Source organism: Clostridium sediminicola, from assembly GCF_050402865.1.
Taxonomy (GTDB): domain Bacteria; phylum Bacillota; class Clostridia; order Clostridiales; family Clostridiaceae; genus Clostridium_AF; species Clostridium_AF sediminicola.
In genome coordinates, this window is sequence record NZ_BAABMF010000033.1 from 1 (window position 1) to 26,896 (window position 26,896).

A 26,896-nucleotide genomic window follows, 5' to 3' on the forward strand; every position below is an offset into this window, starting at 1 on the left:
CAGGATCAAACTCTCAATTTGAAAAGTTCAATCATTTACTCATTACTTAAATTCATTGACTGGCATTTATTATCATTCTCTGTTTAATTTTCAAAGATCAAATCTGTTAAATCTTTCTCGCTGTTTTCGACAGCTAAATCAGTTTAACATTTCAATTCCTCGTTGTCAAGAGTCTTTTTATTTTTTCTTTCGACCGTTTTTTCGGTTTCTCTTGGCGACAAGGAATATCTTATCAAATTAAATAAGACTATATTTTCATATACAAGCCTGTTATTTGAATATATATTCTATTTACTCTAATTTAATACCTTTTTCTAGATTTCACGCATATAGACACTCCTGGCAGAGTAGATGGAGCATTTATTATAGTAAACTATTTTAAATATTCCATCTCTTTAAAATATAGTTCACAACTAAAATAAATTCCCCCTATATTACCTATCTTTTTTTATTCTATGAAGCAAATCTCCATCAACATGTTTATTTTCCCCAATTATGAATTTTTCCATATAATAACTTAAATATTCCCCATATTTACTGTTTGTCTTATATATTAATTCATCTACATAGTAAATTCCTTGTGGAATATCATCTAATAATACAGTTGCTAATGCTCCATAGATTCCACAAGCCACTTGAAAATACGTCGCATTTGTACCATACTTAGAAAAAATTTCTTTGTTATCCGAAACGTTATACATATACCTTTCTTTATCTTTATATACTAAAAGCACACCTACTAAGTCCTGCCCTTTTAAAGGTGCATCAACAGGATCAAGAACTTTCATAGGTTTATTCCATAAACAATCCAAATTACCTAAGTTGTTTTTTATTAAATTTGTTGTATGCTCATTTACTTTATAAATAAAACCTGACTCTATATCGAATAACTTTCCTAACATTATTGCTTCTTCATGAGGCATAAGACATCCATAAAATTGTTTTTCTCCTAAAGTAACTTTAAGTTGAAGTTCATAAACTTCTTTATATAAAAATATTGACATATGTTCTTTCATAAAAGCTGGGTAACTTAAAATTGCTTCATCTAAAAAACACACCGGAGACCAGGTTGAATAAATAGTATCTTTATCTGCAATTGATTCATCTTCATAAAAGGATGTGTCTTCTTCAACTATATAACACCCTTGTGGCATTTCATTTGGAAGTTCCTTTATTAGTTTTACAGCCATCCATTGAACAACACCCGGATTCATTCCAGAGCAAATTATTGCAGTAGTATTCGAAAATTCTGGTTTATAGTATTCATAGATTTTATATCTTTCTTGTAAAGTAAATCCTTCTAAATCTGCATTTTTATCAACGCTAGTATTTTCAAATGCCGAATTTATATAAACAACCTTACATTCATTACAGCACCTCAACATTTCCACTGTATCCGCATATGAAACATCTATTACATGTGTCGTTCTAGTCTTTTTTAAATGCGCTTTAAACTTGTTGGTATCATTTAAGTTAATTTCATATAATGTGATCTTGTCTTGTAAATTAGGAAACAATCTTTCATAATAGTCCATCCCCTTTTGCTTACAATCAATTAAATGAATGTTGCAGCTTTTAAGCAAATAATGGATAGGATCATTATTATCATGAATAGCTTTGTTTAGTAAAGATAACACTGATTTAGCAACGCCCCCAGCACTCCCTAGAATGGAAAGAATAATCCCAATACTCCTAGTTCCACACGTTATGACTTTAAGATGTTCATTTAAATACTTAAAAGCAGGCTCTGGATTTATTGTGCTTCCATGAGCAATTAAAGAAACTACTGCATATCCATACCCAGGAAATGTATAAATAGTTAATCGTGCTTCCTTTATATTAACTACTACACTTACACCATATGGATTGAATATATGGAATACACTATCTATAATTGCTTTATTTATTTTTGTTGCAGCTTCTCTCATATATCTATCTATCGATTTTGGATTAGACAATACTTCACAATTACAATCATAATATCTGATTAAAGTGTTACTTCCATACTGTTCAATTTTCATTACACATATCTCCTTTTATATTGATGCTACTTTAAAATAGGGCTATATTTTAAAATAATGTTGATATAAAAAATGTAATCACTCCTCCTCATCGAAGGTTATATGTTTTTTAAGTCTTTTATAAATTTAAAGATTTTCATAGAAAATCAACCTTTTACTGTCAACAACATTATTCTAAAACTTAGTCCTTAATTAACCTTCTAGTATTATTACTATGATTGATAAAGTTAAAAAGAAACATATTAAATACCATATAATTCATAAAATCCACTAGCTACAGCTAGTGGATTTTATGAATTATACCCTTATTAATTAATCATTATCAATCTTTTTTAAACATATAGCTTCTTTATTCTTCCCTTTAACTGATCCATGAGTATATCCAACTACATCAAAATACTTCGATAATTTTTCTGCTAATGATTCATAATCTTTGCTTTTAGCTCTCATACAAGAAGATAAATGAATTACCTTTACATTATTATCTATCAACTTCTGAATTTTATAATCAATATCCCCTCCATTATGTGTAAAAGAAACTAATTCTACATTATCTTTATAATCTTTAAACGCGTCTATTCTTTTAAAAAAAGCATTAAAACACCCTTTACCTGTACACCTATCCAATGTCTCTTCCCTTACTATAATTGCTATTCTCATATAAATTTTCCTTTCATCAATCATATATAGTGGTTATTCCACAAAAAGTAATTTAGTTGAACTGCGACCACAATATATAGCGTCAGAACGCATCAATCTGCGGTAGATATTGTGGTGGATTTTAGTTCAACTTACTTTTTGTGGTTTAACCATATAGTATAATTTTTGTTTACTCTACTCAAAGACACTTACTTAGTTAATTCATCGTTATATGTATATTATATCAGCCTAATTTAAAACAACAATCTGTATTCATTAAAACTCCTCTTGTTACTGTAATAAAAGTTATGAATATTTTAAATAAATTAAATTAATCCTATAAAGTAATAAGTATATTTTATTAGGAGGTATTTTAATTTGAATATATCTGATACAAATTGTAGAAACTGGAATGATGTTTTAATAGAAAATGGTTTCAATTATTCAATTACTAAATCATTTATTGGATTTATATCATGGAATAGAGGTGAAGAATTCACAAAAATCGGTAGGCAAATCACAGAAATTCTTTCAGGATATAAAGGAGAATTATTTGTTAAAGATGTTGTAAGCAGCACTTATAATGATAAAGGATTGATGTTTTTTAATTCTGAAATCCCTGAAGAAATATCTAATAATATGTTTGACACTATAATGAACTATGAGCAAAATAATATATATGGTGAATTGCATTAAAAGACAAATATGTCAAAAGTAAATAATTTAATAAAAAAGAACGATGCTTTTTCTAATAAAATCCATCGTTCTGAATATATTGGTAAGTTCAAAATTACTATAAATCTATACCATTCTTTTGTACACATAAAAATATTATTTTATAATAGCTCTTTTTTTCTACCTGATATATAAACTATGATAGCCATAATACTTATAATACCCCCTCCAATAATACTCATTAAATCTGGAACTTCGCCCCATACTAAGAATCCTAGTATAACAGAAAAAATAATATTGGTATAATTATAAATTGCAACTTCTGAAGCTGGTGCATATTTATAAGCATAGGTTAGTGCAAATTGTGCTACAGCAGCAGATACTCCTGTTAAAATCAAATATATAAATTGCATCATAGTTGGCATTACAAAATTAACTATCATAAATGGAAGAGCTCCAACAACGGAAACAAAAGAAAAATAAAACACTATAGTTGGTGGACTTTCTCTATCTTTTAAAAATCTTACTATAGTATAAGCTCCTCCAGCAAAAGCTGCTGATATAAATCCTGCCATTGATGGAATAATACTTAAATTAAATTGTGGTTTTATTATTAAAAGCGCACCTGAAAAAACCACTATCATGGAAATAACTTTCATAGATGTAAGTTCTTCCTTTAAAAATACTATAGCAAAAAAAGTTATAAAGAATGGTGATAATTTATTTAGTATTGACGAATCTGCAAGATATAAATTGTTTATAGAATAAAAATACAGATAAACACCTGTAAGTCCTAACAGGGACCTTGCTATTAAATACTTTTGGTTTTCCTTTTCCCCAAATATACTAGTTTTGTTTTTCTTTATCGCCCATAATGCTACAGAAAGGCTTATTATGTTTCTAAAAAAAACTTTTTCAAATACCGGTATATCTCCAGCTAATTTAACCATCGTTGCCATAATTCCAAAAAATAAAGCAGATAACAACATATATATTACTGCTTTTGTTTTATCATTCATTTCTTTCCTCCTAAATTGAATTAGTTTCTTTTAAACTAATTATCAATAAAAATCATACCATTAACCCATTATATACAATTTTAAAAATATCATCAATATAAGAGTTTCAATAAAAAAAGTATTTTATTATTAAACTAATCCATTTTTATATAACTTAGTAACTTTTCAAATTTATACAATAATCTTTAGAGAATTATAAATTAATTTTGTTATCATTTAATATACCTTGGTAATTTTATGAATTTATACTATAATAATTTCCATATAATACTTATACAATAAAAACTTAAAACAATAGCTATACAATACTTGTGAACGGATAAATAATTTCAAAGGGTGGTATATATGAAAATTGGAATTGGAATTGATACAGGTGGAACTTACACAGATGCTGTAGTTTATAACTTCGAAAATTCAGAAATTTTAGGATTGTCTAAATCATTAACTACGAAAGATGATTTGTCGCTGGGCATAGGTAACGCTTTAGATGGACTACCTCAAAAATTAATGAAAGAAGTAGAACTAATATCTCTTTCAACCACACTAGCTACAAATGCTTGTATAGAAGATAAAGGTGGTAGAGCAAAGCTTATATTTATTGGCATCGATCAGAGAATTGTACAAAAAGTTGGCAAATCATATGGCCTTCCTTCTGTTGAAGAAATTTTATTCTTAGAAAGTAAAAGCTTGACTAGTGGTGAAATTTTAGAAGAACCTGATTTCACACTTCTAAAAGAGTATTGCAAAGATTTAGCTGCTGATACTGATGTAGTAGGTATTGTGGAATTAAATGCAATGTATAACAATGCTATTCTAGAAAAAAAAGCTAAAAATATTATTAAACAAAACTTAGATATACCAGTCATTTGTGGATATGAGCTTTTTTCTGAATTAAACTCAATTAAAAGAGGTTCTAGTGCTTTATTAAACGCTAGGCTAATTCCTATAATCACCAGTTTTTTAACAGCAATTAAATCTGCTCTTAAAGAAAGGAATATAAATGTTCCTATAGTAATAGTAAGAAGTGATGGCACCCTGATGTCTGAGGAGTTTACATATGAACACCCAATCGAAACTTTATTGTGCGGACCTGCTGCTAGTGTTCGAGGTGGTTTTGAACTTACAGGCGAAAAAGATTGTCTTGTCGTGGATATGGGGGGTACAACAACTGATATTGCCATTGTAAAGAAAGGATTTCCTATAAAATCTGTTAATGGTATTAATATAGGTAATTGGAAAACTTTCGTTGATGGTCTATTTATCGATACATTTGGTCTTGGCGGTGATAGTGCAGTTAGATACAGAGATAGCACATTATTCTTAGATACAAATAGAGTTATTCCTTTATCTATAATCGCAAAAGATTATCCATCAGTTATTCAACAATTAAAACGTTTAATTACAAGTAAAAAAACTCACAGCTACTTTTTACACGAGTTCTATTATTTAGTAAAAGATATTGATAACAACCCTAACTATAATGAAACAGAAAAAGCATTTTGTGCAAAACTCAAGAGTGGACCTTTAATATTTTCAGAAGCAGCTGCGGCTATAAATAAGGATATCTACAATTTTAAGATGGATAGACTTGAAAAAGAGGGCATAATTATTCGCTGTGGCCTTACTCCCACTGATATTATGCATATAAAAGGTGACTTCTGTAATTATAATGTTGAAGCAGCAAAACTTGGCGCCATGTATGTTGCCATGTGTATTAATTGTGATTTGGATACTGTTTGTGAAATGGTTTATAACGAAGTAAAACTTAAACTTTATTGCAATATTGTAAGGATTTTACTCCAGCATAAAAACAAAAATTATAGAAAAAGCGGATTATCTGAATCTATGAATATATTTATAAAAGAAAGCTATGAAATAGCGAAAAACTTAAAAGAACATAGCTTTTTAGATTATACTTTTACCACATCAGCAACACTAATTGGCATCGGTGCTCCAATCCATGTTTTCTTATCTGATGTAGCCGAGCTACTAGGAACAAAAGCTATTATACCTAAATATGCACATGTAGCAAATGCACTAGGTGCAGTTTTGGGGAATATTACTGCTACTAGTATAATTGAAATTAAACCAGATTTATCAACTGAAGGTATATGTGGTTATATTGTTTACGGAAAAGAAGAAAACAGATATTTCAATGATTTAGAACAAGCTACCGAATTCGCCAAAATAGAAGCTGATATTTCTGCTAGACAAGAAGCAAAAAAACGTGGCGCCTTAGGAGATATAAGTATTTCAACAAAAATTAAAAATAACACTGCCTGTGGAAGTATGCAAGATAAAGATGTCCTTGTTTACTTAGGAACAGAAGTTATTTCAACAGCTGTAGCAAGGATAGAATTATAAACTATTTGACTTTCTTACTACCTCCTTATAAAATATACCTATGTGCGGTATATCTTATAAGGAGGTAGCTTTTAATGGAGATTTTATTTAATGATAATACTAGAAAAGCTTTAGTAAAAAAATTGAATGAAGAAAACAAATCTGCTGTTCGATTTGTTATCACTGGCATTAGTTGAGGCGGTCCCAAAATCGGGATTGTTCTGGATGAACAAAAAAAACATGATTTTGTATATATTTTTCAAGATATAAAATTTGTTATAATTAGTTCTTATAGTAATTTAGCAGGTAAATTTACAATAAACTATAGAACAAATCTTTCTGGTGACTCATTTATAGTTATTCGTAGCTAAAAATTTTGTTATATAAATAAGTTAAAGTTGTTTATCATTTATTTAGACAAACAACTTTAACTGATATTTTATACAGAGTATATGTCAGAAAATTCAATATTTATACTGTCAACATAGTTATTTTTAACACACATATTATCAATAATACTATCCTTATCATCTATTAACTTTGCAGGAAGTTTTATAATAAATTCGCTACCTTTGTTTTCTTCACTCCTAGCATTTATTTCTCCACCAAGCATTTTAACAATAGATTTGGTTAATGATAGCCCTATCCCACTTCCTTCGTGAGTTCTTGAGAATGATTTATCTATCTGCCTAAAACGTTGAAAAATTATATCTAATTTATTTTGTGGAATTCCTATTCCCGTGTCTTTCACAGATATTAATATATATTCACCTTTATCACATACAGTAACGATTATACTTCCACCAGGTTCAGTAAATTTAACAGCATTAGATAATAAATTTAATATAATTCTTTCTAATTGGTCTGGATCACATGCCATTATTTTTTCTTCAGTATCTGTATCAAATAAAAGAGTAATATTTTTATTTTCAATATATTCTACTACAGACAAAGTTATTTCTTCTATAATGTGTACAATATTGTAATTTTTCATATTTACCGAAAAATAACCTGAATCAATTTTAGTAATGTCTATAAGATTATTTATTAGTCTAAGAAGTCTAAAACAATTCTGTTTCGTTATTTTCAAATATTTATCTTCTTTAGCTAATCCAATAGTATCAATTTTAATTCTATATTCTAGCAGCTGTAATGTACTAAGTATTACATTTAGAGGAGTTCTAAGTTCATGAGAAATATTTGCAAAAAATTCTGTTTTTAATTTATCATACTCCAATACCTCATTTAATTTTTTTTGAGTTTCTTTTAAATCTGTAATATCTTTTCCTATACTTTGAATTTCAATTATTTTTCCCTCATTATCAAAAAAAGCTTCATCTTTCCATATTTGCCAGTTAATTTGTCCATTTGAATTTATTGTATGATGTTCTAAAACTCTAATAGGATTATGTATGTTAAAAGAACTAAGATGTTGTATTAAACATTCATGTTCATCTTCTGGAATTAACGTTAGAATATTAGTACCTAAAAGCTCTGAACTTGTTTTATCAAAGTACTTGCAATAGGTCTGATTTACAAATGTTAGAGTTCCATCAGGTAAAATGCGACATATTAAATCAGAATGATTTTCTACAATGGAACTATATTGTTTACTACTAATACTAAATTTATTTTTCATTTCTTCATCATCAGTAATATCATAAGCTTTACATAAAACATACATTATATTTTTATTCTTATCAAAAATTGGTATCTTTGTAATATGCAATAAACAAGGATTGCCTTTTGCATTAGTTATCCACTCTTTAGTTATTATTTGTTTTTTTTCTCGCCAAACCATCATAGTACTCTCAACACATATATAAGCTTCAACATTAGATAACACAATTTTTATTTTTTTATGTTCAATATCTTCTTTCTCTAATCCCAAAAATTCTGCATGAGCTTTATTTACAAAACCATAGGTATCGGTATCATGTAAAGTCCATAACTGAGTATCTAAACTATCCAGCAAAAATTCATATTCTTCCAATTTTAATTCATTATCTGCTAACATATTTTAAATTCCTCCGATTTATTTACTCATAAAAAATAACATGTATTTTAATTTTAAATTTTTGTATCATGGATAAATATTATTAATTAAATTTAAGATGTTAATATATAAATTCTTTTAATAATTATACCAGTATATCATCGAGAAATTTGTTATAATTTGTTGTGTTTTTCAATTATTTATAGCTTTAATTCAGATTAGTTTTAAATTTTAAATAGGTTATCAAAATATATTTACAAAAAGCACAAATGACCTTAACAAAGTTAATGGCCATTTGCAAAAAGTATTATTTAAAAATTAGTTTTTTGAATTTAACTCCTTAAACAATTCTTTTGTTGCCGGATAAATTTTTCTAAATTTCTCATATTTTTTATTATAAAAGTTACAATTTCCCTCTATAGGATCAATAGTTTGTATTACTTTTATGAATTTGTCGCAAGCATTCTGTACTGTATCAAAAAGTCCAAATCCAACTGCTGCTAGTATAGAAGCACCGTAAGCAGGACCTTCATTAGAATTAAGTTTATTCACCTTTACGTTTAATACATCAGCGATAATTTGGCACCAAAGTTTACTCTTAGCACCGCCACCATTAATACTGATATCAGTAATTTCAATGCCCATTTCTTTCATTATTTCAAATGAATCGCGCAAAGAAAATGCAACACCTTCTAAAACAGCACGAGTCATATGTTTCCTTTCATGAGTCATGTTCATACCAATAAAAGTACCTCTGCAGTTTGGATCATTATGAGGTGTTCTTTCACCCATTAAATATGGAAGGTAAAATAAATTATCTTCTACACTAGCTTCTGATGCTTCATTTAGTATTCCATCAAAATCATCTGTTTTATTAACTTCCTCAACCCACCATTTAAGTGATGACGCAGCTGCAAGTGTCACCCCCATAAGGTGGTATTTACCATTTGCATGACAGAATGAATGAAGCCCATTATTATCATCAACGAAAAATTCTTCATTAGATGTAAAAATAACTCCAGAAGTTCCCAGTGACAAAGAACATGAACCTGGTCCAACTACTCCACCACCTACAGCTGCAACCGCTTGGTCACCTCCTCCAATAACAACTTTCACATCTTTCCTTAAACCCAATTCATCTGCAAGACTAGGTTTTATATTTCCAATTACTTCATATGATTCATATAAAATTGGTAGCTTATTTTCAGATATCCCTAAAAGTTCTAACATTTCCAGTGACCATCTTCTATTTTTAACATCTAAATATAAAGTTCCTGAAGCATCGGACATATCTGTTGCAAATACACCTGTCATTTTATAAGCTAAGTAATCTTTTGGGAGCATTAACTTTTCTATTTTAGTAAAGTTCTCCTGTTCATTATTCTTTAGCCACAGTACTTTAGGTGCAGTAAACCCAGTAAGAGCTAAATTCCCTGTCCACTCAGATATTTTCTTTTGACCTACCACACTATTAAGGTAATCGCATTCTTTATCTGTTCTTTGATCATTCCAAAGAATTGCAGGTCTTATAACCTCGTCATTTTTATCAAGTATAACCATTCCGTGCATTTGCCCACTAAAGCTGATTGCTTCTATTTTATTCTTATCTAAATCCTCAAAAAGTTCCTTTAATCCAACTATTGATTGTTTCCACCAATCTTCTGGATTTTGTTCTGACCAAAGAGGATTAGGAAAATAAAGTGGATACTCTTTACTAATAGATTTAACAACATTTCCTTTTTCATCAGTAGCAATAATTTTTACCGATGTTGTTCCAATGTCAATTCCTAAAAAATACATTACTTTCCCCTTTCTACTTATAGATGTCTCAGTTCATTAACTAATTTAAACATGTTTTTCTAAATTTCATAGTAGAATCTATATAGTATTTTATTTAATCTTAATGACTGCTTTTACAACATCACTAGCATTATTCACAACAAAATCAAAAGCTTCTTTTGTATTTTCAAAATCAAATTCATGACTTACTATACTTTTTACATTAATAGCTCCGCTAGCAATAGCATTTATAGCAACTGGATATAAGTTTCTGTATCGGAAAATCGTCTTTACTTCTCCCTCTTTACCCATAAGTTTCATAAAATTAAATTCAACTTCATCTTTAGGAGTCATTCCGACCAGTACTATTATTCCTCCACGTTTTACAACATCTACAGTCTGCTTAACAGTAATTTCTGCTCCTGCAGTGTCGATAACTACATTAGCACCTTTTCCATCTGTTAACTCTTCAATTTTCTTTATAACATCAGTATCTTTCGCATTTATTATACTAGTTGCGCCAAGTTTTTTGGCAGTTTGCAGTCTTTTATCTAAGACATCAACAACTATTATATTAGAAGCACCTTTTGCTTTGCATGAAAGTAAAGTCACAAGACCTATGCATCCAGTTCCAAATATAACAACAGTATCTCCGAGTTTTACCTCACCTTGATTTGCTGCATGTAGTCCAACTGCAAGGGGTTCAACTAAGGCACCTTCTACATTTGAAACATTTTCTGGTAACTTGAAACACATATCTTCAGGATGAGAAACATAATTAGCAAATACACCATGATAAGGAGGAGTAGCAAAAAACTCTACATCTGGACAAAGATTATATTTGCCTTCCTTACAAAACTCACATTTACCACAAGTCTTTCCTGGCTCTAATGCAACTCTATCTCCAACAACTAGATTTTTAACTTCACTTCCTATCTCTATAACTTCTCCAGCACATTCATGCCCCAAGATAAAGTCACCTTCAACAATGAAATCACCAATTCTTCCATGCTGATAATAGTGTACATCAGAACCACATATTCCAACAGCATCTACTTTAATTAAAACATCTTTTTTTGAAACTTCTGGCATTGGAACATCTTTAAAAACCATATTATTTGTGCCTTGCATAAAAGCAGCTTTATTCTTCATTATTTAACCTCCATATATTAGGATTGGTACGCAAATATTAAAATTTACGTACCATCTATTTTTCTTTTAGTATTTAATAATTTTATAGAGCTCCAGCTTTTTTGTGCATTTCAATGTATTCTTCTACGTTTTCATTTATAATTAATGGGCAATCGATATCAATATCAATTTGCTTTTCTTCACCAGTTAAAAGTTTATTACTAGTATCTAAAAGAGCTTCTGCTAAAGCATATGCACTTTGTAAACTTGTTGAAGTCATTAATCCTTGTTCTATTAATAAACAAGCTTCAGCAGTTCCATCAACCCCATATGCTAATATACCATCATATTTAGCATTATCTTTAACAACTTCTAGAGCACCAGCAGCCATGTTATCATTCATCGCTATAATAGCATCTATTTTATCATTAGCTTGTACCCATGTTTCCATATAATTCATAGCTTCATCTTTGTTCCAATTAGCTATTTCTTCACCAACAATTTTTACATCAGGACGCTTAGCAAAGAATTCCTTTTCCCAGCTATCACGTCTAGCATCAGCATGGAAGTTTCCTGGAGGTCCCTTCAACACAACTACATTTGCATTTTCTGGAATTTGTTCAATAGCAGCAACAGCATTTACTTTAGCTTGTGCATATGGATCAGCATCAACAGAAGATGCACCTTCAATTCCATCAATACGAGCATTTGTTGTAATTGTAACTATCCCAGCTGCAACAGCTTTTTCAGCATAAGGTCTTTGTGCTTCACCATTATTTGGTTGAATGATAATCGCATCATATTTATTTGTAATTGCATTTTCAATTAATGAGTTTTCAGTGTCATCAGAAGCTTGACCATCAAATACATCAACTTCAATATTTTCATATTTGCCTGCTTCCTCTACAACTGCATTTGCAAGCCATGCAGCAAATGAATCTGCTTGAGCTCTTGCTATATAAGCAACTTTATAAGAATCACCTTCACTCTTTTCTGTATCTGTTCCAGTATTAGTTGCAGTATTATTCTTTCCTGAACAACCTGCTAATAAAGGAACCATAAATACTACAGTTAAAACAGCCACTAACCATTTTTTCATTTCTTTTCCTCCTAAAATATATTTTTTTATAATTAAATAGACATTGTCTATTTAAAAACTATTTTTTATTAATATTTCCAAGTTTACCTTTTGTTCTCTTTGTTTTTGCCATGATGTCATATATTACAGCCAGAGCAATAATAGCACCTCGAACAATTTGTTGTAAGTATGAATTTACTCCAGTTAGAACCATTATGTTATCTAGGAATCCTACTATAAATGCACCAGCCAAAGTTCCTACTGCAGTACCAATACCCCCAGTAAAACTAGTTCCGCCAATAACAGCTGCTGTTAATGCTTTAAATTCATATCCAATTGCACCATTTGGCATACCACCATTAACACGTGACATGAATAAAACACCAGCTATACCCACAAATACACCATTTATTATAAATGCTTTCATTTTTATTTTATTAACATTTATTCCGGATGCATTTGCCGCTTCTTCATTACCACCTATTGCATATATCGATCTTCCAAATACTGTATGTTTCAATAAATACCATGTTACTACCATAATAATTACAAGGAAGATTACTGGAGTAGGTACCCCAAAAATTGAACCTTGTCCAAACTTCACATAATCTCCTATTTGATATATGTTTTGTCCATTAGTGTATAATAGTGCTGCTCCACGAGCCATAGCCATCATAGCAAGTGTTGCGATAAAAGGTGGTGCCTTAAACTTTGTAATCATCAAACCGTTTAAAATATTACATACTACACCAGCTAAAATAGCTACTAAAAATGCAAGTAATAGTGACCCTGTTGATGTGTAAGCCGATACTGAAAGTACTCCTGCCAGTGCAAGAACTGATGCTGACGATAAATCCAACATTCCACTAATAATTAATATAGTTTGCCCAAATGCAAGTATAGTTCCAACAGAAATTTGTCTTGAGATATTTGTTAGATTACCTATCGACACAAAGTTTTCATTAGCAATAGCACAAACAACAAATAATGCTGCTAATACCAAAAATATACTATATTTACTTTTAACCTCTGTCCATATTCTAGATATATTATTTTTTTCCATTTTTCCACCTCTGTTTAACTCTTTGTTTTAGTAGCAAGTTTCATAATATTCTCTTGTGTGAACTCATTTCTTTTTAGTTCACCCATAATCTCACCTTTTGCCATAACATATATTCTGTCACACATTCCTATTAGTTCGGGAAGTTCTGAAGAAACCATTACTATTCCCTTCTTCTGTTTTGCAAGTTCTGTTATTAGTTTATATATTTCATATTTTGCACCAACATCGATTCCACGGGTTGGTTCATCTACAATTAAAATATCCGGATCAGTAACCATCCATTTAGCTAAAATAACCTTTTGTTGGTTCCCTCCGCTTAAGGCCTCAATGGATGTTTCAAAGGTAGGTGTTTTAACATTCATCTTTTTGCAAAAATGTGAAATAGTCTTATTTTCTTCTTCTACATGAAGTCTTCCACCATAGATAAATTTTTTCAAACTTGATAAAGATACATTTTCCCTAACACTTCTAACAGGTATTATTCCATATCGTCTTCTATCTTCTGATAGCATTACCATTTTTTTGTGAATACTGTCTTTTACATTCTTAATATCAGTTTTTTTACCTTTTATTAAGATTTCTCCTGACTGGTATTCATCAAGTCCAAATAATGACCTCATAACTTCAGATCTCCCTGCTCCCATAAGACCTGCAAAACCAACAATTTCTCCTTCTCTAACACAAAAACTTACATCATTGAAATTACCTCTATTAGTTAAATTTTCTACCTTAAGTAAATCTTCACCAAGTTGAATATCTTCTTTTGGAAAATCACTTTCTAGCTTTCTACCAACCATATGAGCTATAACCGTTTCCATATCATAATCTTCTTTTGATCTTGAATCTACAACACAACCATCTCTAAATACAGTTATTTCATCAGCTATTCTAAAGATTTCATCCATCTTATGTGATATATATATAATGCATGCACCTCTATCTCTTAACTCATTGATTTTCTGAAATAACACTTCAACTTCTTTCTGAGTAATTGCAGAGGTAGGTTCGTCCATTATAATAATTTCAGAGTTATAAGATATCGCCTTTAAAATCTCTAACATTTGTATATCTGAAACTGTTAAATCTTTAAGTTTTGTATCTGGTGAATACTGTAAATTTTCTTTCTTCAATAATTCTATTGTTCGTTTTCTAATCTCTTCCCAATCCACTCTGCCATATTTGTTGATAGGCCAATTACCAACGAATAAACTCTCTTCAATGGTCATCTCCGGGATGTAATTCAGCTCTTGAAATATCATTGAAATACCAAGGCTTCTTGCTTGAATAGGATTTTTTACTTCCACAACGTTTTCATCAATTAAAATCTCACCAGCATCTGGCTTATAAATTCCATTTATAACTTTCATTAATGTAGATTTACCAGCTCCGTTTTCTCCACACAAGACATGAACTGTACCTTTTTTTACGGTAAAATTAATTTTATCTAATGCTTTAACCCCAGGAAAAGATTTTTCTATATTAGAAACTCTTAATTTAATTTCTCTATCCATATCCCAATCTGTCTCCTTTCAAGTAATTTTTACTGCGTTTTTCCTTTCCACTTTCTAATTACATGATAATAAAATTAGTCTAAGGAATAAATGGAGTAGATTAATTCATATATGCACTAAATTACTTAAAAAAAAATAAAAGTTTGAAAGTTCGATTCTTTTTATACTTTTTTACTTTTATAATGTACTATTTTAATCAAAATCTTAATATTTCACTTTGAAAATACTAATTTTGCGAAAAAAATAAAACCTTCTCTATGAAAGTTTTATTTTTTCTTATTTTCTCTATACTCTACAATGGTGATTCCTGAGATTTTTTTAAAAACTTTACTAAAATATTGTTGATTAGAAAAGCCTACTTCTTCGAATATCTCCTTAATTTTACAATCTGTCTTTAATAACATTTTCTTAGCTTTTTCTATTCTAAGCTTATTTATGTATAAAGACATTGTTTCTCCCTTTTCCTTTTTAAAAACATTGCATAAATAGTGTTTTGATAGGTTTAGTTCATTAGCCACATCTTCTAATGATATTTTTGTGTCATAATTGTTTTCTATATAATTTAACGCTCTACTAGTAATCAATTTAGAACTACTATATTTTATATGACCAATTTCAACAATAACTTTACGAGTAAACTCTAAAAGTAGACTTACGATGCTTCTCATATTTTCAGAATTAACAATTTTGTAATGGTAGTATTCATAGCTCTTTATTTCTTCACTTCCATCGAAAAATTGTTTGTATCTATTAAAAATATCACCAATTAAATTGGAGTAAAATATCTTTACTATCTTCGGATTTATTTTATTTTTATTAAAATAATCACAGATTTCATAGATTAATTTTTCTGTGTTGTGGAAGTTTTCCTGTCCAATATACTCGTTAAATATTTTATTATATTCTTTTTTCAAGTCAAATACATTAGCATTTTGAAAACTTATATCCTCGGAATTAATAATTAGAGATAATTCCTCATTGCTATAAAAAAACATTTGTGATTTTTCAACACACTCTTTATATATAGTGGGGACATTCTTGATATTATCAAATGGATTTGTATAAACAATATTCAGCGGAATATTAAAGTATTGTTTTGCAGCATTATTAACTGATGTAAAAATTCTTTTCAATTGAGCAAAATTCAATATTGGAGATGAAATCAAAAATATATACTTTTTCATAAAATTATTATAAATATACTCAATATTCTTATCAACTAGCTGATCTATAATAATATGTACAATGGCATTATTAATTCTTCTTAAACTTTTCTTTTCTGATATGATTTGAAATATTTCTTCATTCATTGCAATATTTACAAAGGCAAATTTAGTATTAGTAATACAAAATCCCTCTGCAGAACATCGTTCAACAATTTTATCATCAAAATTAAAATCCGCTTTAATCATGTCATTTAGCAAAGATCTTTTTATTGCATTTCGATTAGTTTTAGTTTTATTTTGTATCTTTGTTTTCTTACTTCTTTTATCTAATTTATCTTTTATAGATTCCATAACCGCTCTTAACTCTTCATCTTCAACTTCAGATTTTAGAATATAGTCATTTGCTCCAGCTTTTAACGCTTTTCTAACATATGAGAATTCGTCAAAACACGTCAAAACTAATATTATGGCTTCTGAATTTTCTTTCCTAATTTCTTCTATAAGCCAAAGTCCATCTTTCTTAGGCATTTTAATATCTGTTATAATAACATCCGGAAGGTTTTTTTTATACTGCTCTTCTCCTTGTTCACCATTAGACGCCTCTGCAACAACTGTAAACCCAATATCTTCCCAATCAATCATTGTCTTAAGTCCAACTCTTACAAGAACTTCATCATCGATAATTAAAACCTTATAAATAATACCACCACCTTTTTTGGATTCGTAATTGAAATAAAATGCAAACCAGATTAGTTTATTAATAAGGTTGCTATAACCTTTGTCCCTTTTCCTAACTCAGTTTCAATTTCCAATCCATACTCATTTCCACAATATAATTTAATCCTTTGATTAACATTGTTTAAACCTACCTTACTAAACTTATTTTCATCAGAAATTGATTTCAAAATATTCTTCAACACTTTAGTTTCTATACCCGGACCATCATCATTTATTTCTATTACAATATTATCTACATTTTTTGATACTTTTATATCTATATTTAGCTCAGCTCTCTCATCTTCAAACCCATATATAATTGAATTTTCTACTATGGGTTGCAAAATAAGTTTAGGCACCGTAAAATCTAAACATTCTTCATCTATTTCATACTTCATATTAATAGATTCATTAAATCTTAGTTTTTGGATAACTATATAGTTTTTCACGTATTCTATTTCTTCTCTTAAAGAAATCATATCCTTACCTAGATTTATACTAATCCTTAACAATTTAATTAACGCAGTAATTGCTTTGCTAACACTTTTATCACCTTGAATTTTAGCCATCCACTTAATAGTATTTAAAGTGTTATATAGAAAATGTGGATTAATCTGTGCATGTAGTGCTTCTAATTCTAATTCTTTTTTTGATTGTTCTTCTTCAATTAATCTTTCAATAAGCACTTGAATTTCCTCTATCATGTTGTTTAAACTATCTCCAAGTTGACCAATTTCATCGTTGGATTTGACTTCAGTTCTCACAGTTAAGTCACCTTGTTCAACTTGCTTTATTACACCCATCATATTAATCATAGGCTCTGTATATCTAATAGAAAAAAGTATCATAAAAAGTATTATAACAAAGCCATAAATTACCCCGCCAATAATAAAGTATTTTTGCATTCTATTTATTTCTTCATATAAGTAATTTGTTGAAATTGTTTTAATAACTTTCCAACCATTACTTTCAATTGTAGAATAAATAGCAACTTTATCAATATCCGTTTTATATTGAACATAATCATGTCCGTTTTTGTCTTCTAAAATTATATTTGCATAAGGTTCAAATATAATAGATTCTCCTATTTTATTATTATCGTGATGACTTATTATTTTACCATATTTATCACAAATAAATATCTCCGCATTATCATCATCCAAAAGACTTGTATATGCCTGCTTCAGTATTCCTTCTTCCAAATCAATCATCAAATATCCGTAATTTTCTAATGTATTAAAATCTATAATTTTTCGAGCTAAAGTAAAATAGAATTTTCTAAACTTACCTGATAATATTTCGATTTCTTTATTTTTCGTTTGAATCCAAATAGGTTCACCAGTAGAATTTACAAGTTTATTATAATAAATTTGTTCCTTGGATGTTTTTTTCACACCAATAGAATAATATTCATCATTAACAATTAAATCGATAGCTTCAATATCATTTCTCAAAGTAATAAAACTTCTTAGTTTATTATTAAATTGATAAGCACTGGAATTTATAGAATTATTTAGCATAGCCAAAAAATTTTCATTAGATATAATAACTGTAGAAAATTCTTCAATATCTTTTAAAATGAAATTAATCTTTTCTCCTGTCTCATATACAGATTGAATAGCTGTTTCAGTATACTTATTTTTTATAATATTCTTAACAGTTCTAGAGTAAGTGACTGATATTGCTATAATTGGAAAAGTGATTAAAATGATTGCTATTATTGCAAGCTTGATACGAAGGGTATTGAATACTCTTACACTTTTCACCTATATACCTCCACTTAATTTATTCGTTTAATTTTATATCTTTTAACTCTAAGTATATTTTTTTACTTACTTCAACACTATTTAAATTTAATTTAATCATTTCGTGTAAATTACTAATTATTATTCTTTCTACTTCATAAAAATTAGATATTTGTGGTCTTAAATATAAATTTTCTGTTTCCCAAGCTTCTAAAACAGCTCTCATATGCTTAATAGACGTATCATCTTCGAAAATCGAATCTAAATTTTTTATTTGATATTGTATAAAAGTATCTTCATATACCGACTTTCTAGTTGGTAAGCTTCCTCCTTCAGGATGTCTTAAAACTTTCAATTGCATATCCCTAGATGTTGCCCAAACAATATATAACCATGCAGCTTGCTTTTCCCTTTCATTAGCATATTTGTTTATACCAATTCCAGAACCACCATAAATATTAGCACTCCTTACATCACCATATGGCAAAATAGAATATCCAATTTTACCATATACCTTAGATTGAGATTCCTGCTCCATATAAGTATAATTTTCATCCCAATTAGCCATCATGGCAATTTCTCCATTTTTAAAAGCATTAGCTGTATCCGTCCAATTCCAGTTAATACTTTCAGGTGCAGCTACTTTTACAACTTGCTTATACATATCTAATGCTTCTATAAAGTTTCTGTCTAGTACATTTATTTTATCAAAACTATCTAGTCCTAGTGTGTTAATATTCTCATCAGAAAAGTAATCTCCGCCATAAGCTGATAGTACATTAGAAAAATCACAGAAAATAGAATTATGTTTTTGAGCCATTTGTCCGCTTCCATACTTAACTTCTTCATCGGGTACGTTTTCATCAATCCATTTAGAAACTTCACAAAACCTTTCCCAAGTAAAATCCTTTGTTCCAGGAGTCCAATCATAACCCTTTTCTTCCAAAAATCTATCTTTATATTTATCAAATATATCTTTTCTGTAATAAAAAATCATTGTAGTACTATCAAAAGGTACAGTATATAGATTTTTATCTTCTTTAAAATATGAGCTTACATAGGTTTGATTGGTAAAAAAATCTTCCGTATACCCTTCAATTTTAGGAGTTTTTGAATCTTCATTATAAGAATTTAGCACTTCGAGATAATCATAAAATCTATTTAAAGTTTGATAAGGGTCAACATAAACAATTTGGTATTCTCCAGCTTTGGATATAAAATCTAAATTTATTTTTTGTACTAAAGTATCAAAATCCATTGCTTTTATTTTTACATTAATCCCAGTAACCTCAAAGAATTCTTCACTTTCACGAGATAGAATATTAGCATATAGATTATTTTCAACTATAAAGTTAAGTGCCATTCCGTCAAATTGCCTTATATCATAATTTTCTGGTATATCTAGATTTTCAAATTTTGTATTTTTATCATTATTAATAATTTCATTATTTACTAGCTTTTGCTGAGAACAAGACGTGAAAAAAAGACTTATTAAAATAAAAGTCAATATCTTTTTCAACAATAAATTCACCCCTCAAATTTTTCAAATCCCAAACTATATTAATTATATCACAAAATGTCGAATGTTTGAATTTTCTTAAGATTATTATAACCGTTAGCCGTATTTTAACTTTCAATGAGTTTTAAAATTTCTCTTTATATAAATTAATAGAGACTCCTTTTCAGTAGTCTCCATTAATTTATATCTAACAAACGTTTCATCGCTTATATCTATTTTGTTTTTAGTACTTTATAACCTTTATCTTCTATAGCTTCCATAATACATTCTATATGCTCATGGTCTTTCGTTCCTAATACAAACTTAACTTCTGCTTGTTTAAAAGAAATATCAGAACTAAGACGGTCATGATTAACAGAAATTACATTTGCCCCAGTCTCACCAATAACACATAATATCTTTTGTAAAGCTCCAGGAGTATCAGGTAGAGATGTAGTAATAACCAGTCTTCTTCCTGCCTTTAACATACCTCTATCAATTATTGATGATATCATATCTAAATCAATGTTACCACCACTTAAAACAACAGCTATTTTTTTACCTTGGAAAGATACTTTATCATTTATAACTGCTGCTAAAGCGGTTACTCCTGCTCCTTCTACAGTTAACTTTGCTCTTTCAAGCAGCAAAGAAATAGTATGTGCAATTTCTTCTTCATTAACTGTTACAATTCCATCAACGTATTTTGAGATAATCTCAAATGTTGAATTTCCTGGTCTTTTCACAGCTATACCATCTGCAATTGTATCTACATTACTTAAAGTTACAGGTTCTCCAGCTTTTATTGATTCTTTCATAGAAGCTGCTGTCGCTGCTTCAACCCCTATTACTTGTACATTTGGATTAGTGGCTTTAACTGCAACTGCTATACCTGATAATAAGCCACCACCACCAATAGGTGCTATTACAACATCTACATCAGGTAAATCTTCTAAAATTTCCAATCCTATTGTTCCTTGTCCAGCAATTACATCTAAATCATCAAAAGCATGTAATATTGTTGCCCCAGTTTCTTTAGAGAATTTCAATTCTCTTTCATGTGCTTCGTCATAAGAATTTCCATGTAATATTACATCAGCACCATATTCTTTTGTTGCTTTCACTTTAGCAATAGGAGCTCCTTTTGGCATTACAATAGTTGATTTAATACCTGCTTTTGAAGCTGCTAAAGCAACTCCTTGAGCATGATTACCAGCTGATGCTGCAACTACACCATTTTTCTTCTCTTCTTCAGTAAGTTTTGCTATTTTATTTGAAGCTCCTCTAACTTTAAATGAACCTGTTTTTTGTAAATTTTCTAATTTTAAATAAATATCATTTTTACTTAATTCGCTAAAAGTCTTAGAGTGTTCTAAACTTGTTTTTTTGATGATTCCCTTTAAATTTTTTCTTGCTTCTTTAATATTATCTAGAGTTATCACTTTATTCCTCCATTTAACTTTTGTTTTTATTTTTTTATACTTAGCTAATTTATCAATTCATAAATTAAACTTAGTTAAAAATCTTTACCCAGTTCTTTTAAATAGTTATATATAGTATACCTAGATACTCCTAAGTCTTCAGCTATAATTTCAACTGAACTTTTTATCATGAATACTCCTCTTTTATCTAAAAAGTCAATTACTTTTAATTTATCCTCTTTATCCATAAAAGATATTGGTTTTCCTATCCTATCTTTAGACTCTTTAATCAATTGTTTTAACACATCATTTACGTCGCCAACAAAATTTTCTTTATAATCATTTACCAAGCCATTTTTATCTTGACTTTCACAAAAATCTGTTATGCACGTTTTAGCATAAAGTAATTCTGTTATATCATAGTTTGTACAAAAACATCCTATAACATTTCTCTGTTCATTTCTTATAAACATAGTAGAAGATTTAAACACTCTTCCATCTTTATTTTTGCTACGATAGTTTATAATATCTTTTGGGTCATTTTCATTTCTTATTGTTGTAAAAACCAAATCCGTTACTGAACAACCTAATTCTCTGTGTGTAAGTTCACCAACAATAAAAACTAATGAACTTTCAGGATTACTCAAATCATGAATAGCTATTTCTGCTTTAGGCCCTAAAGTCTCTTGCATTCCTTTAGCAACTGATTTTAAATTTTCTAAATATGGGTGAAGTATTCTATTATTATCATTCAAAATTCTCATAATTTATCCTTTCCACAAAAATTATAATTTACAGTCTAACAGTCTATCTTTTATTTTACACCCTGTTGGAGTAACAGCTAATCCGCCTATAGAAGTCTCTTTTAGTTCTTTTGGAATGGAATCACCAACTTCTTTCATAGCTAATATAACTTCGTCTACAGGTATAACACTTTCTACTCCTGCTAAAGCCATTTCTGCTGATACTAAAGCATTTCCAGCTCCCATCGCATTTCTTTTAACACAAGGCACTTCTACCAATCCAGCAACTGGATCACATACTAAACCAAGAATACTCTTCAAAGACAATGCAACAGCATTACATATTTGTTTGTTAGTTCCTCCTAACATATAAACAATAGCGGCAGCTGCCATTGCAGAAGCAGATCCACATTCAGCTTGACACCCTCCTTCTGCTCCTGACACAGAAGCCTGCTCAGCAATAACAATGCCTATAGCAGCTGCTACAAACATTGCTTGTACAACTTTTTCATCATCTATTTTTCTATCTTTAACTACAGCCAATAATGCTCCTGGCAAAATACCACAAGACCCTGCAGTTGGGACAGCTACTATTTTTCCCATACACGCATTAACTTCTGAAATTGCTAAAGCATTTGCTATTGCACTAGACATAACTTCTCCAGTTATTGCTTTTCCTTGTGTTCTAGCTTTATCTACTAATTTAGCATCACCACCAACTAGTCCACTTGTTGATTTTAAATTTTCAGTTAAGCCTTTTTCTACAGCATCTTTCATTACTGCTAAATTCTTTCTCATTAAATCTAATATATCTTCTTTGGATTTTTCATTTATCTCCATTTCACGTTGAATAACAAGGTCAAATATTGAAATATTTTTTTCTTCTACTAATTCAATTAATTTTGATATTGTATTAAAATTATACATCTTTTTTGCTCCTTATCTTATAGGATTCACGATTCTTACGGACTCTATTTCAGGAATATCTCTTATTAAATCTATTGCATTTTCACTAAGTTCTTGGTCTAATTCTATTATAGCTGTAGCCGAAGCACCTTTATTTTGTCTAGCCAATTTCATAACTGCAATATTTACATCAAATATTTGTAATATATTAGTTATTTTGGCTATCATCCCTGGTTTATCGTTATGAATACTAATTAATGTAAAATACTTTCCCGTTAAATCAACTTTTATTCCATCCACTTCAGTTACAACTATATTCCCTCCGCCTATCGAAGAAGCCGTTATAACTGTTTCTCTATCATCAATATCCTTTATTTTTAACCTAACAGTATTAGGATGTGCATCAGAAATATTTATAGGTAAAAATTCATAATTCAGATTCTCTTCACTAGCTAATCTTAATGAATCTTTAATTAATTCATTATCTGTAGATAATCCTAACAATCCTGCGATTAATGCCTTGTCTGTCCCATGTCCTATGTATGTTTTCTCAAAAGAACCATGTAAATAAATTTTTACTTCTTTAATTTTTCTACCTACAATTTTCTTTGCCAATTTACCAATTCTAACAGCCCCAGCAGTATGTGAGCTTGAAGGACCAACCATTATAGGGCCTATTGAATCAAAAACACTTAAATTACTCACGCAATTCACCCCCACAAAATATTAAAAATTGTTAATCGTTTTCTATCATTCGACAAAATTATACATAACATTAAACTTTTTGTCAACCTTTTGTTAAAATTTTTGAATAAGATTTATTTTTATGTATGCCTATAAGTCGAATATCCTACATATTACATATATTAGTAAAACGCAAAATAATTTTCTATTAATAAATTTTAACAAAACAAAAGGAATATATTACTTTTACGTAATATATTCCTCTATTTATACATCTCTTAAATTATTTCATTATTTTGCACATATTATTTGTAAATTCAACTGGATCATTTATTGGTAATCCTTCAATTAACAGTGCTTGATTATATAATAAATTTGTATAAAGATTTAGTTTATCTTTATCATTTTCAAATGCATCTTTTAATGACTTAAACACATCATGATTAACATTTATTTCTAAAACTTTATCAGCCTTCATATTTGGGTTATTAGGCATTGAACTAAGTATTTTTTCCATTTCTATAGTAAGCTCACCATCATTAGATAAGCATACTGGATGTTTTTTTAATCTCTTTGATACTCTAACATCCTTGACTTTATCTGATAAAGCATTCTTCATATGTTGGAATAACTCTTTATTTTCATTATCCTCAATATTAGAATCACTTTCTTCTAAATCTATGCCTAAATCTCCACTAGATACAGATTTGAATTCTTTTTCTTTATAATTCATTAATATTTTAATAGCAAACTCATCTATGTCATCTGTAAAATATAAAATTTCATATCCTTTATCTGCTACTAATTCTGTTTGAGGTAATTTTTCAATTCTGTCATTTGATTCCCCAGAAGCATAGTAAATGTATTTTTGATCTTCAGGCATTCTTTCAACATACTCATCTAAAGTCACTAATTTTTTCTCTTTAGAAGAATAGAACATTAATAAATCTTGCAAGAAATCTTTCTCACTACCAAAATTATCATATACACCATACTTTAATTGTCTACCGAAAGACTCAAAGAATTTTTCATACTTTTCTCTTTCATCTTTTAAAACTTTTTTTAGTTCACTTTTCACTTTAGATTTAATATTCTTAGCAATAAGTTTCAATTGTCTATCATGTTGCAGCATTTCTCTAGATATGTTAAGAGATAAATCTTCTGAGTCAACTATTCCCTTTACAAAACTGAAATAGTCCGGAAGTAAATCTGAGCATTTATTCATTATAAGTACACCGTTAGAATATAGTTCTAAACCTTTTTCATATTCTTTTGTGTAAAAATCATAAGGAGTGTTTTCTGGTATATATAAAATTGAACTATATGAAACCATACCTTCAGCTCTTATATGAATGTGCTTTATTGGTTTGTCAAAACCATAATGCTTTTCAGTGTAAAAATTGTTATAATCATCATCAGTAAGTTTGCTCTTATTTTTTTTCCAGATTGGAATCATACTGTTTATATTCTGTTCTTCTACAAACTCCTCATATTCATCTTCGCTACCTTCTTTGAGTTTACTTTCTGTAATATCCATTTTTATAGGATATCTTATAAAATCCGAATGTTTTTTAATGATAGATTTTAACTTATACTCTTCTAAATACTCATCATATTTCTCATCTTCTGTATTATCTTTAATTTTCAATATAATAACTGTACCAACTGAATCCTTTTCAGTTGACTCAACATTATAACCATCTGCTCCCTCTGATTCCCATTTATATGCAATGTCACTTCCAAGAGCCTTACTGATAACAGTAACTTTATCAGCTACCATAAATGCAGAGTAAAATCCAACACCAAACTGACCAATAATGTCAAAATCCTCTTTACTTTCATTATCTTTCTTAAATTTAAAGGATCCACTGTTAGCTATTACCCCTAAATTTTCTTCTAATTCCTCTTTTGTCATTCCTATACCTTTATCAGATATTTTTAAAATTCTGTTTTCTTTATCAGCATCCACTTTTATATAATAATCTTCTTTATTAAAGCTTAAACTATCATCTGTTAATGCTTTATAATAAATTTTATCAATTGCATCACTAGAATTTGAAATTAGCTCCCTTAAAAATATCTCCTTATGAGTATAAATTGAATTAATCATTAAATCTAATAATCTCTTAGATTCTGCTTTAAATTGTTTTTTTGCCATGTAAAATTCCCCTTTCATAATAAAACAACATTTTGAAAAAATATATTTTCAATTTTGTTAGCACTCTACTCTCTCGAGTGCTAACCCTATACTTTATATACCATATTTAAATTTCTATGTCAATTTCTTTTGTTTATTTTTAATAAAAACTTCATACTTTTTAGTTCATATTTTATTTCAATCCCGTATCATTTAAAATCATTATTAAAACAAAAAACCTCAACTTCTCAGTTGAGGTTTTTATGGAGGCGCCACCCGGATTTGAACCGGGGGTAAAGGCTTTGCAGGCCTCTGCCTTACCACTTGGCCATAGCGCCCTATTGGAGCGGAAGACGAGATTCGAACTCGCGACGTTCACCTTGGCAAGGTGACGCTCTACCACTGAGCCACTCCCGCTTGTGGTGGCTCGAACTGGAATCGAACCAGTGACACGAGGATTTTCAGTCCTCTGCTCTACCGACTGAGCTATCGAGCCTTATTACCTGGCAACGTCCTACTCTCCCACACAGTCTCCCGTGCAGTACCATCAGCGTGTTGAAGCTTAACCTTCGTGTTCGGAATGGGAACGGGTGTTACCTTCAAGCTATAATCACCAGATATATA

The 26,896-nt window shown here is 29.4% G+C and carries 19 protein-coding genes, 3 tRNA genes and 1 rRNA gene; 2 read left to right on the forward strand and 21 right to left on the reverse strand.

All coding sequences use genetic code 11. From position 1 onward, the window contains the following. Window positions 1-434: 434 nt before the first annotated feature. Together speD and ACQ3F0_RS25310 are read right to left on the reverse strand one after the other, a co-directional pair. Window positions 435-2,021, reverse strand: a complete 1,587-nt coding sequence (gene speD, locus ACQ3F0_RS25305) for an S-adenosylmethionine decarboxylase (protein ID WP_428868583.1) — start codon at window positions 2,019-2,021, stop codon at window positions 435-437. A 312-nt stretch (window positions 2,022-2,333) separates the two neighbouring features. Then, window positions 2,334-2,681 (reverse strand): CGGC domain-containing protein, encoded by a 348-nt coding sequence (locus ACQ3F0_RS25310; RefSeq protein ID WP_428868584.1) that lies wholly within the window; start codon window positions 2,679-2,681, stop codon window positions 2,334-2,336. Between the two features lie 357 nt (window positions 2,682-3,038). Between ACQ3F0_RS25310 and ACQ3F0_RS25315 the strand changes: the two genes are divergently transcribed. Next, entirely contained in the window at window positions 3,039-3,356 is a 318-nt protein-coding gene (locus ACQ3F0_RS25315) for a hypothetical protein (RefSeq protein WP_428868586.1), read from the forward strand. A 140-nt stretch (window positions 3,357-3,496) separates the two neighbouring features. On the opposite strand, the gene ACQ3F0_RS25320 is transcribed toward ACQ3F0_RS25315, so the two are convergent. Beyond that, window positions 3,497-4,354 carry a DMT family transporter gene (locus ACQ3F0_RS25320; protein ID WP_428868587.1) on the reverse strand — a complete coding sequence of 286 codons (858 nt, stop codon included), beginning with the start codon at window positions 4,352-4,354 and terminating at the stop codon, window positions 3,497-3,499. Between the two features lie 345 nt (window positions 4,355-4,699). Between ACQ3F0_RS25320 and ACQ3F0_RS25325 the strand changes: the two genes are divergently transcribed. Further along, window positions 4,700-6,718 carry a hydantoinase/oxoprolinase family protein gene (locus ACQ3F0_RS25325; protein ID WP_428868588.1) on the forward strand — a complete coding sequence of 673 codons (2,019 nt, stop codon included), beginning with the start codon at window positions 4,700-4,702 and terminating at the stop codon, window positions 6,716-6,718. A 418-nt stretch (window positions 6,719-7,136) separates the two neighbouring features. Here the strand turns inward: ACQ3F0_RS25325 and ACQ3F0_RS25330 are convergent, their stop codons facing one another. From ACQ3F0_RS25330 to rrf, 18 genes are all read right to left on the reverse strand, one after another. Next, window positions 7,137-8,714, reverse strand: coding sequence for a PAS domain-containing sensor histidine kinase (locus ACQ3F0_RS25330; RefSeq protein ID WP_428868589.1), 1,578 nt, complete (start codon window positions 8,712-8,714; stop codon window positions 7,137-7,139). Window positions 8,715-9,011: 297 nt separating this feature from the next. Next, window positions 9,012-10,493: a xylulokinase gene (gene xylB, locus ACQ3F0_RS25335; protein WP_428868591.1), complete on the reverse strand. Its 1,482-nt coding sequence runs from the start codon at window positions 10,491-10,493 to the stop codon at window positions 9,012-9,014. Between the two features lie 90 nt (window positions 10,494-10,583). After that, entirely contained in the window at window positions 10,584-11,624 is a 1,041-nt protein-coding gene (locus ACQ3F0_RS25340) for an NAD(P)-dependent alcohol dehydrogenase (RefSeq protein ID WP_428868593.1), read from the reverse strand. Window positions 11,625-11,706: 82 nt separating this feature from the next. Next, on the reverse strand, window positions 11,707-12,702 hold the full coding sequence (locus tag ACQ3F0_RS25345; protein WP_428868594.1) for a sugar ABC transporter substrate-binding protein: 996 nt from the start codon (window positions 12,700-12,702) through the stop codon (window positions 11,707-11,709). A 58-nt stretch (window positions 12,703-12,760) separates the two neighbouring features. Beyond that, window positions 12,761-13,744 carry an ABC transporter permease gene (locus tag ACQ3F0_RS25350; RefSeq protein WP_428868596.1) on the reverse strand — a complete coding sequence of 328 codons (984 nt, stop codon included), beginning with the start codon at window positions 13,742-13,744 and terminating at the stop codon, window positions 12,761-12,763. 14 nt (window positions 13,745-13,758) lie between these two features. Beyond that, entirely contained in the window at window positions 13,759-15,255 is a 1,497-nt protein-coding gene (locus tag ACQ3F0_RS25355; RefSeq protein WP_428868598.1) for a sugar ABC transporter ATP-binding protein, read from the reverse strand. A gap of 266 nt (window positions 15,256-15,521) precedes the next feature. Continuing rightward, the gene (locus ACQ3F0_RS25360) at window positions 15,522-17,183 is read right to left on the reverse strand and encodes a response regulator transcription factor (protein WP_428868611.1); all 1,662 of its coding nucleotides are present in this window, start codon (window positions 17,181-17,183) and stop codon (window positions 15,522-15,524) included. Then, entirely contained in the window at window positions 17,171-18,904 is a 1,734-nt protein-coding gene (locus ACQ3F0_RS25365) for a sensor histidine kinase (RefSeq protein ID WP_428868600.1), read from the reverse strand. Before ACQ3F0_RS25365 ends, ACQ3F0_RS25360 begins: the two co-directional genes overlap by 13 nt. A 19-nt stretch (window positions 18,905-18,923) precedes the next feature. Continuing rightward, window positions 18,924-20,405, reverse strand: coding sequence for an extracellular solute-binding protein (locus ACQ3F0_RS25370; protein WP_428868602.1), 1,482 nt, complete (start codon window positions 20,403-20,405; stop codon window positions 18,924-18,926). Between the two features lie 209 nt (window positions 20,406-20,614). Then, a complete protein-coding gene (ilvA, locus tag ACQ3F0_RS25375) occupies window positions 20,615-21,823 on the reverse strand; it encodes a threonine ammonia-lyase (protein ID WP_428868603.1) in 1,209 nt (402 codons plus the stop codon). A 74-nt stretch (window positions 21,824-21,897) separates the two neighbouring features. After that, a complete protein-coding gene (locus ACQ3F0_RS25380) occupies window positions 21,898-22,566 on the reverse strand; it encodes a helix-turn-helix transcriptional regulator (RefSeq protein WP_428868604.1) in 669 nt (222 codons plus the stop codon). Window positions 22,567-22,587: 21 nt separating this feature from the next. After that, window positions 22,588-23,472: an L-serine ammonia-lyase, iron-sulfur-dependent, subunit alpha gene (sdaAA, locus tag ACQ3F0_RS25385; RefSeq protein ID WP_428868606.1), complete on the reverse strand. Its 885-nt coding sequence runs from the start codon at window positions 23,470-23,472 to the stop codon at window positions 22,588-22,590. A 12-nt stretch (window positions 23,473-23,484) separates the two neighbouring features. Then, the gene (gene sdaAB, locus ACQ3F0_RS25390) at window positions 23,485-24,156 is read right to left on the reverse strand and encodes an L-serine ammonia-lyase, iron-sulfur-dependent subunit beta (RefSeq protein ID WP_428868607.1); all 672 of its coding nucleotides are present in this window, start codon (window positions 24,154-24,156) and stop codon (window positions 23,485-23,487) included. A 262-nt stretch (window positions 24,157-24,418) separates the two neighbouring features. After that, window positions 24,419-26,293: a molecular chaperone HtpG gene (gene htpG / locus ACQ3F0_RS25395; protein ID WP_428868609.1), complete on the reverse strand. Its 1,875-nt coding sequence runs from the start codon at window positions 26,291-26,293 to the stop codon at window positions 24,419-24,421. 243 nt (window positions 26,294-26,536) lie between these two features. Then, window positions 26,537-26,610: transfer RNA gene (locus ACQ3F0_RS25400), tRNA-Cys, on the reverse strand. Window positions 26,611-26,614: 4 nt separating this feature from the next. Further along, window positions 26,615-26,689, reverse strand: a tRNA-Gly gene (locus ACQ3F0_RS25405). Window positions 26,690-26,692: 3 nt separating this feature from the next. Continuing rightward, window positions 26,693-26,768 (reverse strand) — tRNA-Phe (locus tag ACQ3F0_RS25410). A gap of 5 nt (window positions 26,769-26,773) precedes the next feature. Beyond that, window positions 26,774-26,890, reverse strand: a 5S ribosomal RNA gene (gene rrf / locus ACQ3F0_RS25415). Between the last annotated feature and the right edge of the window lie 6 nt (window positions 26,891-26,896).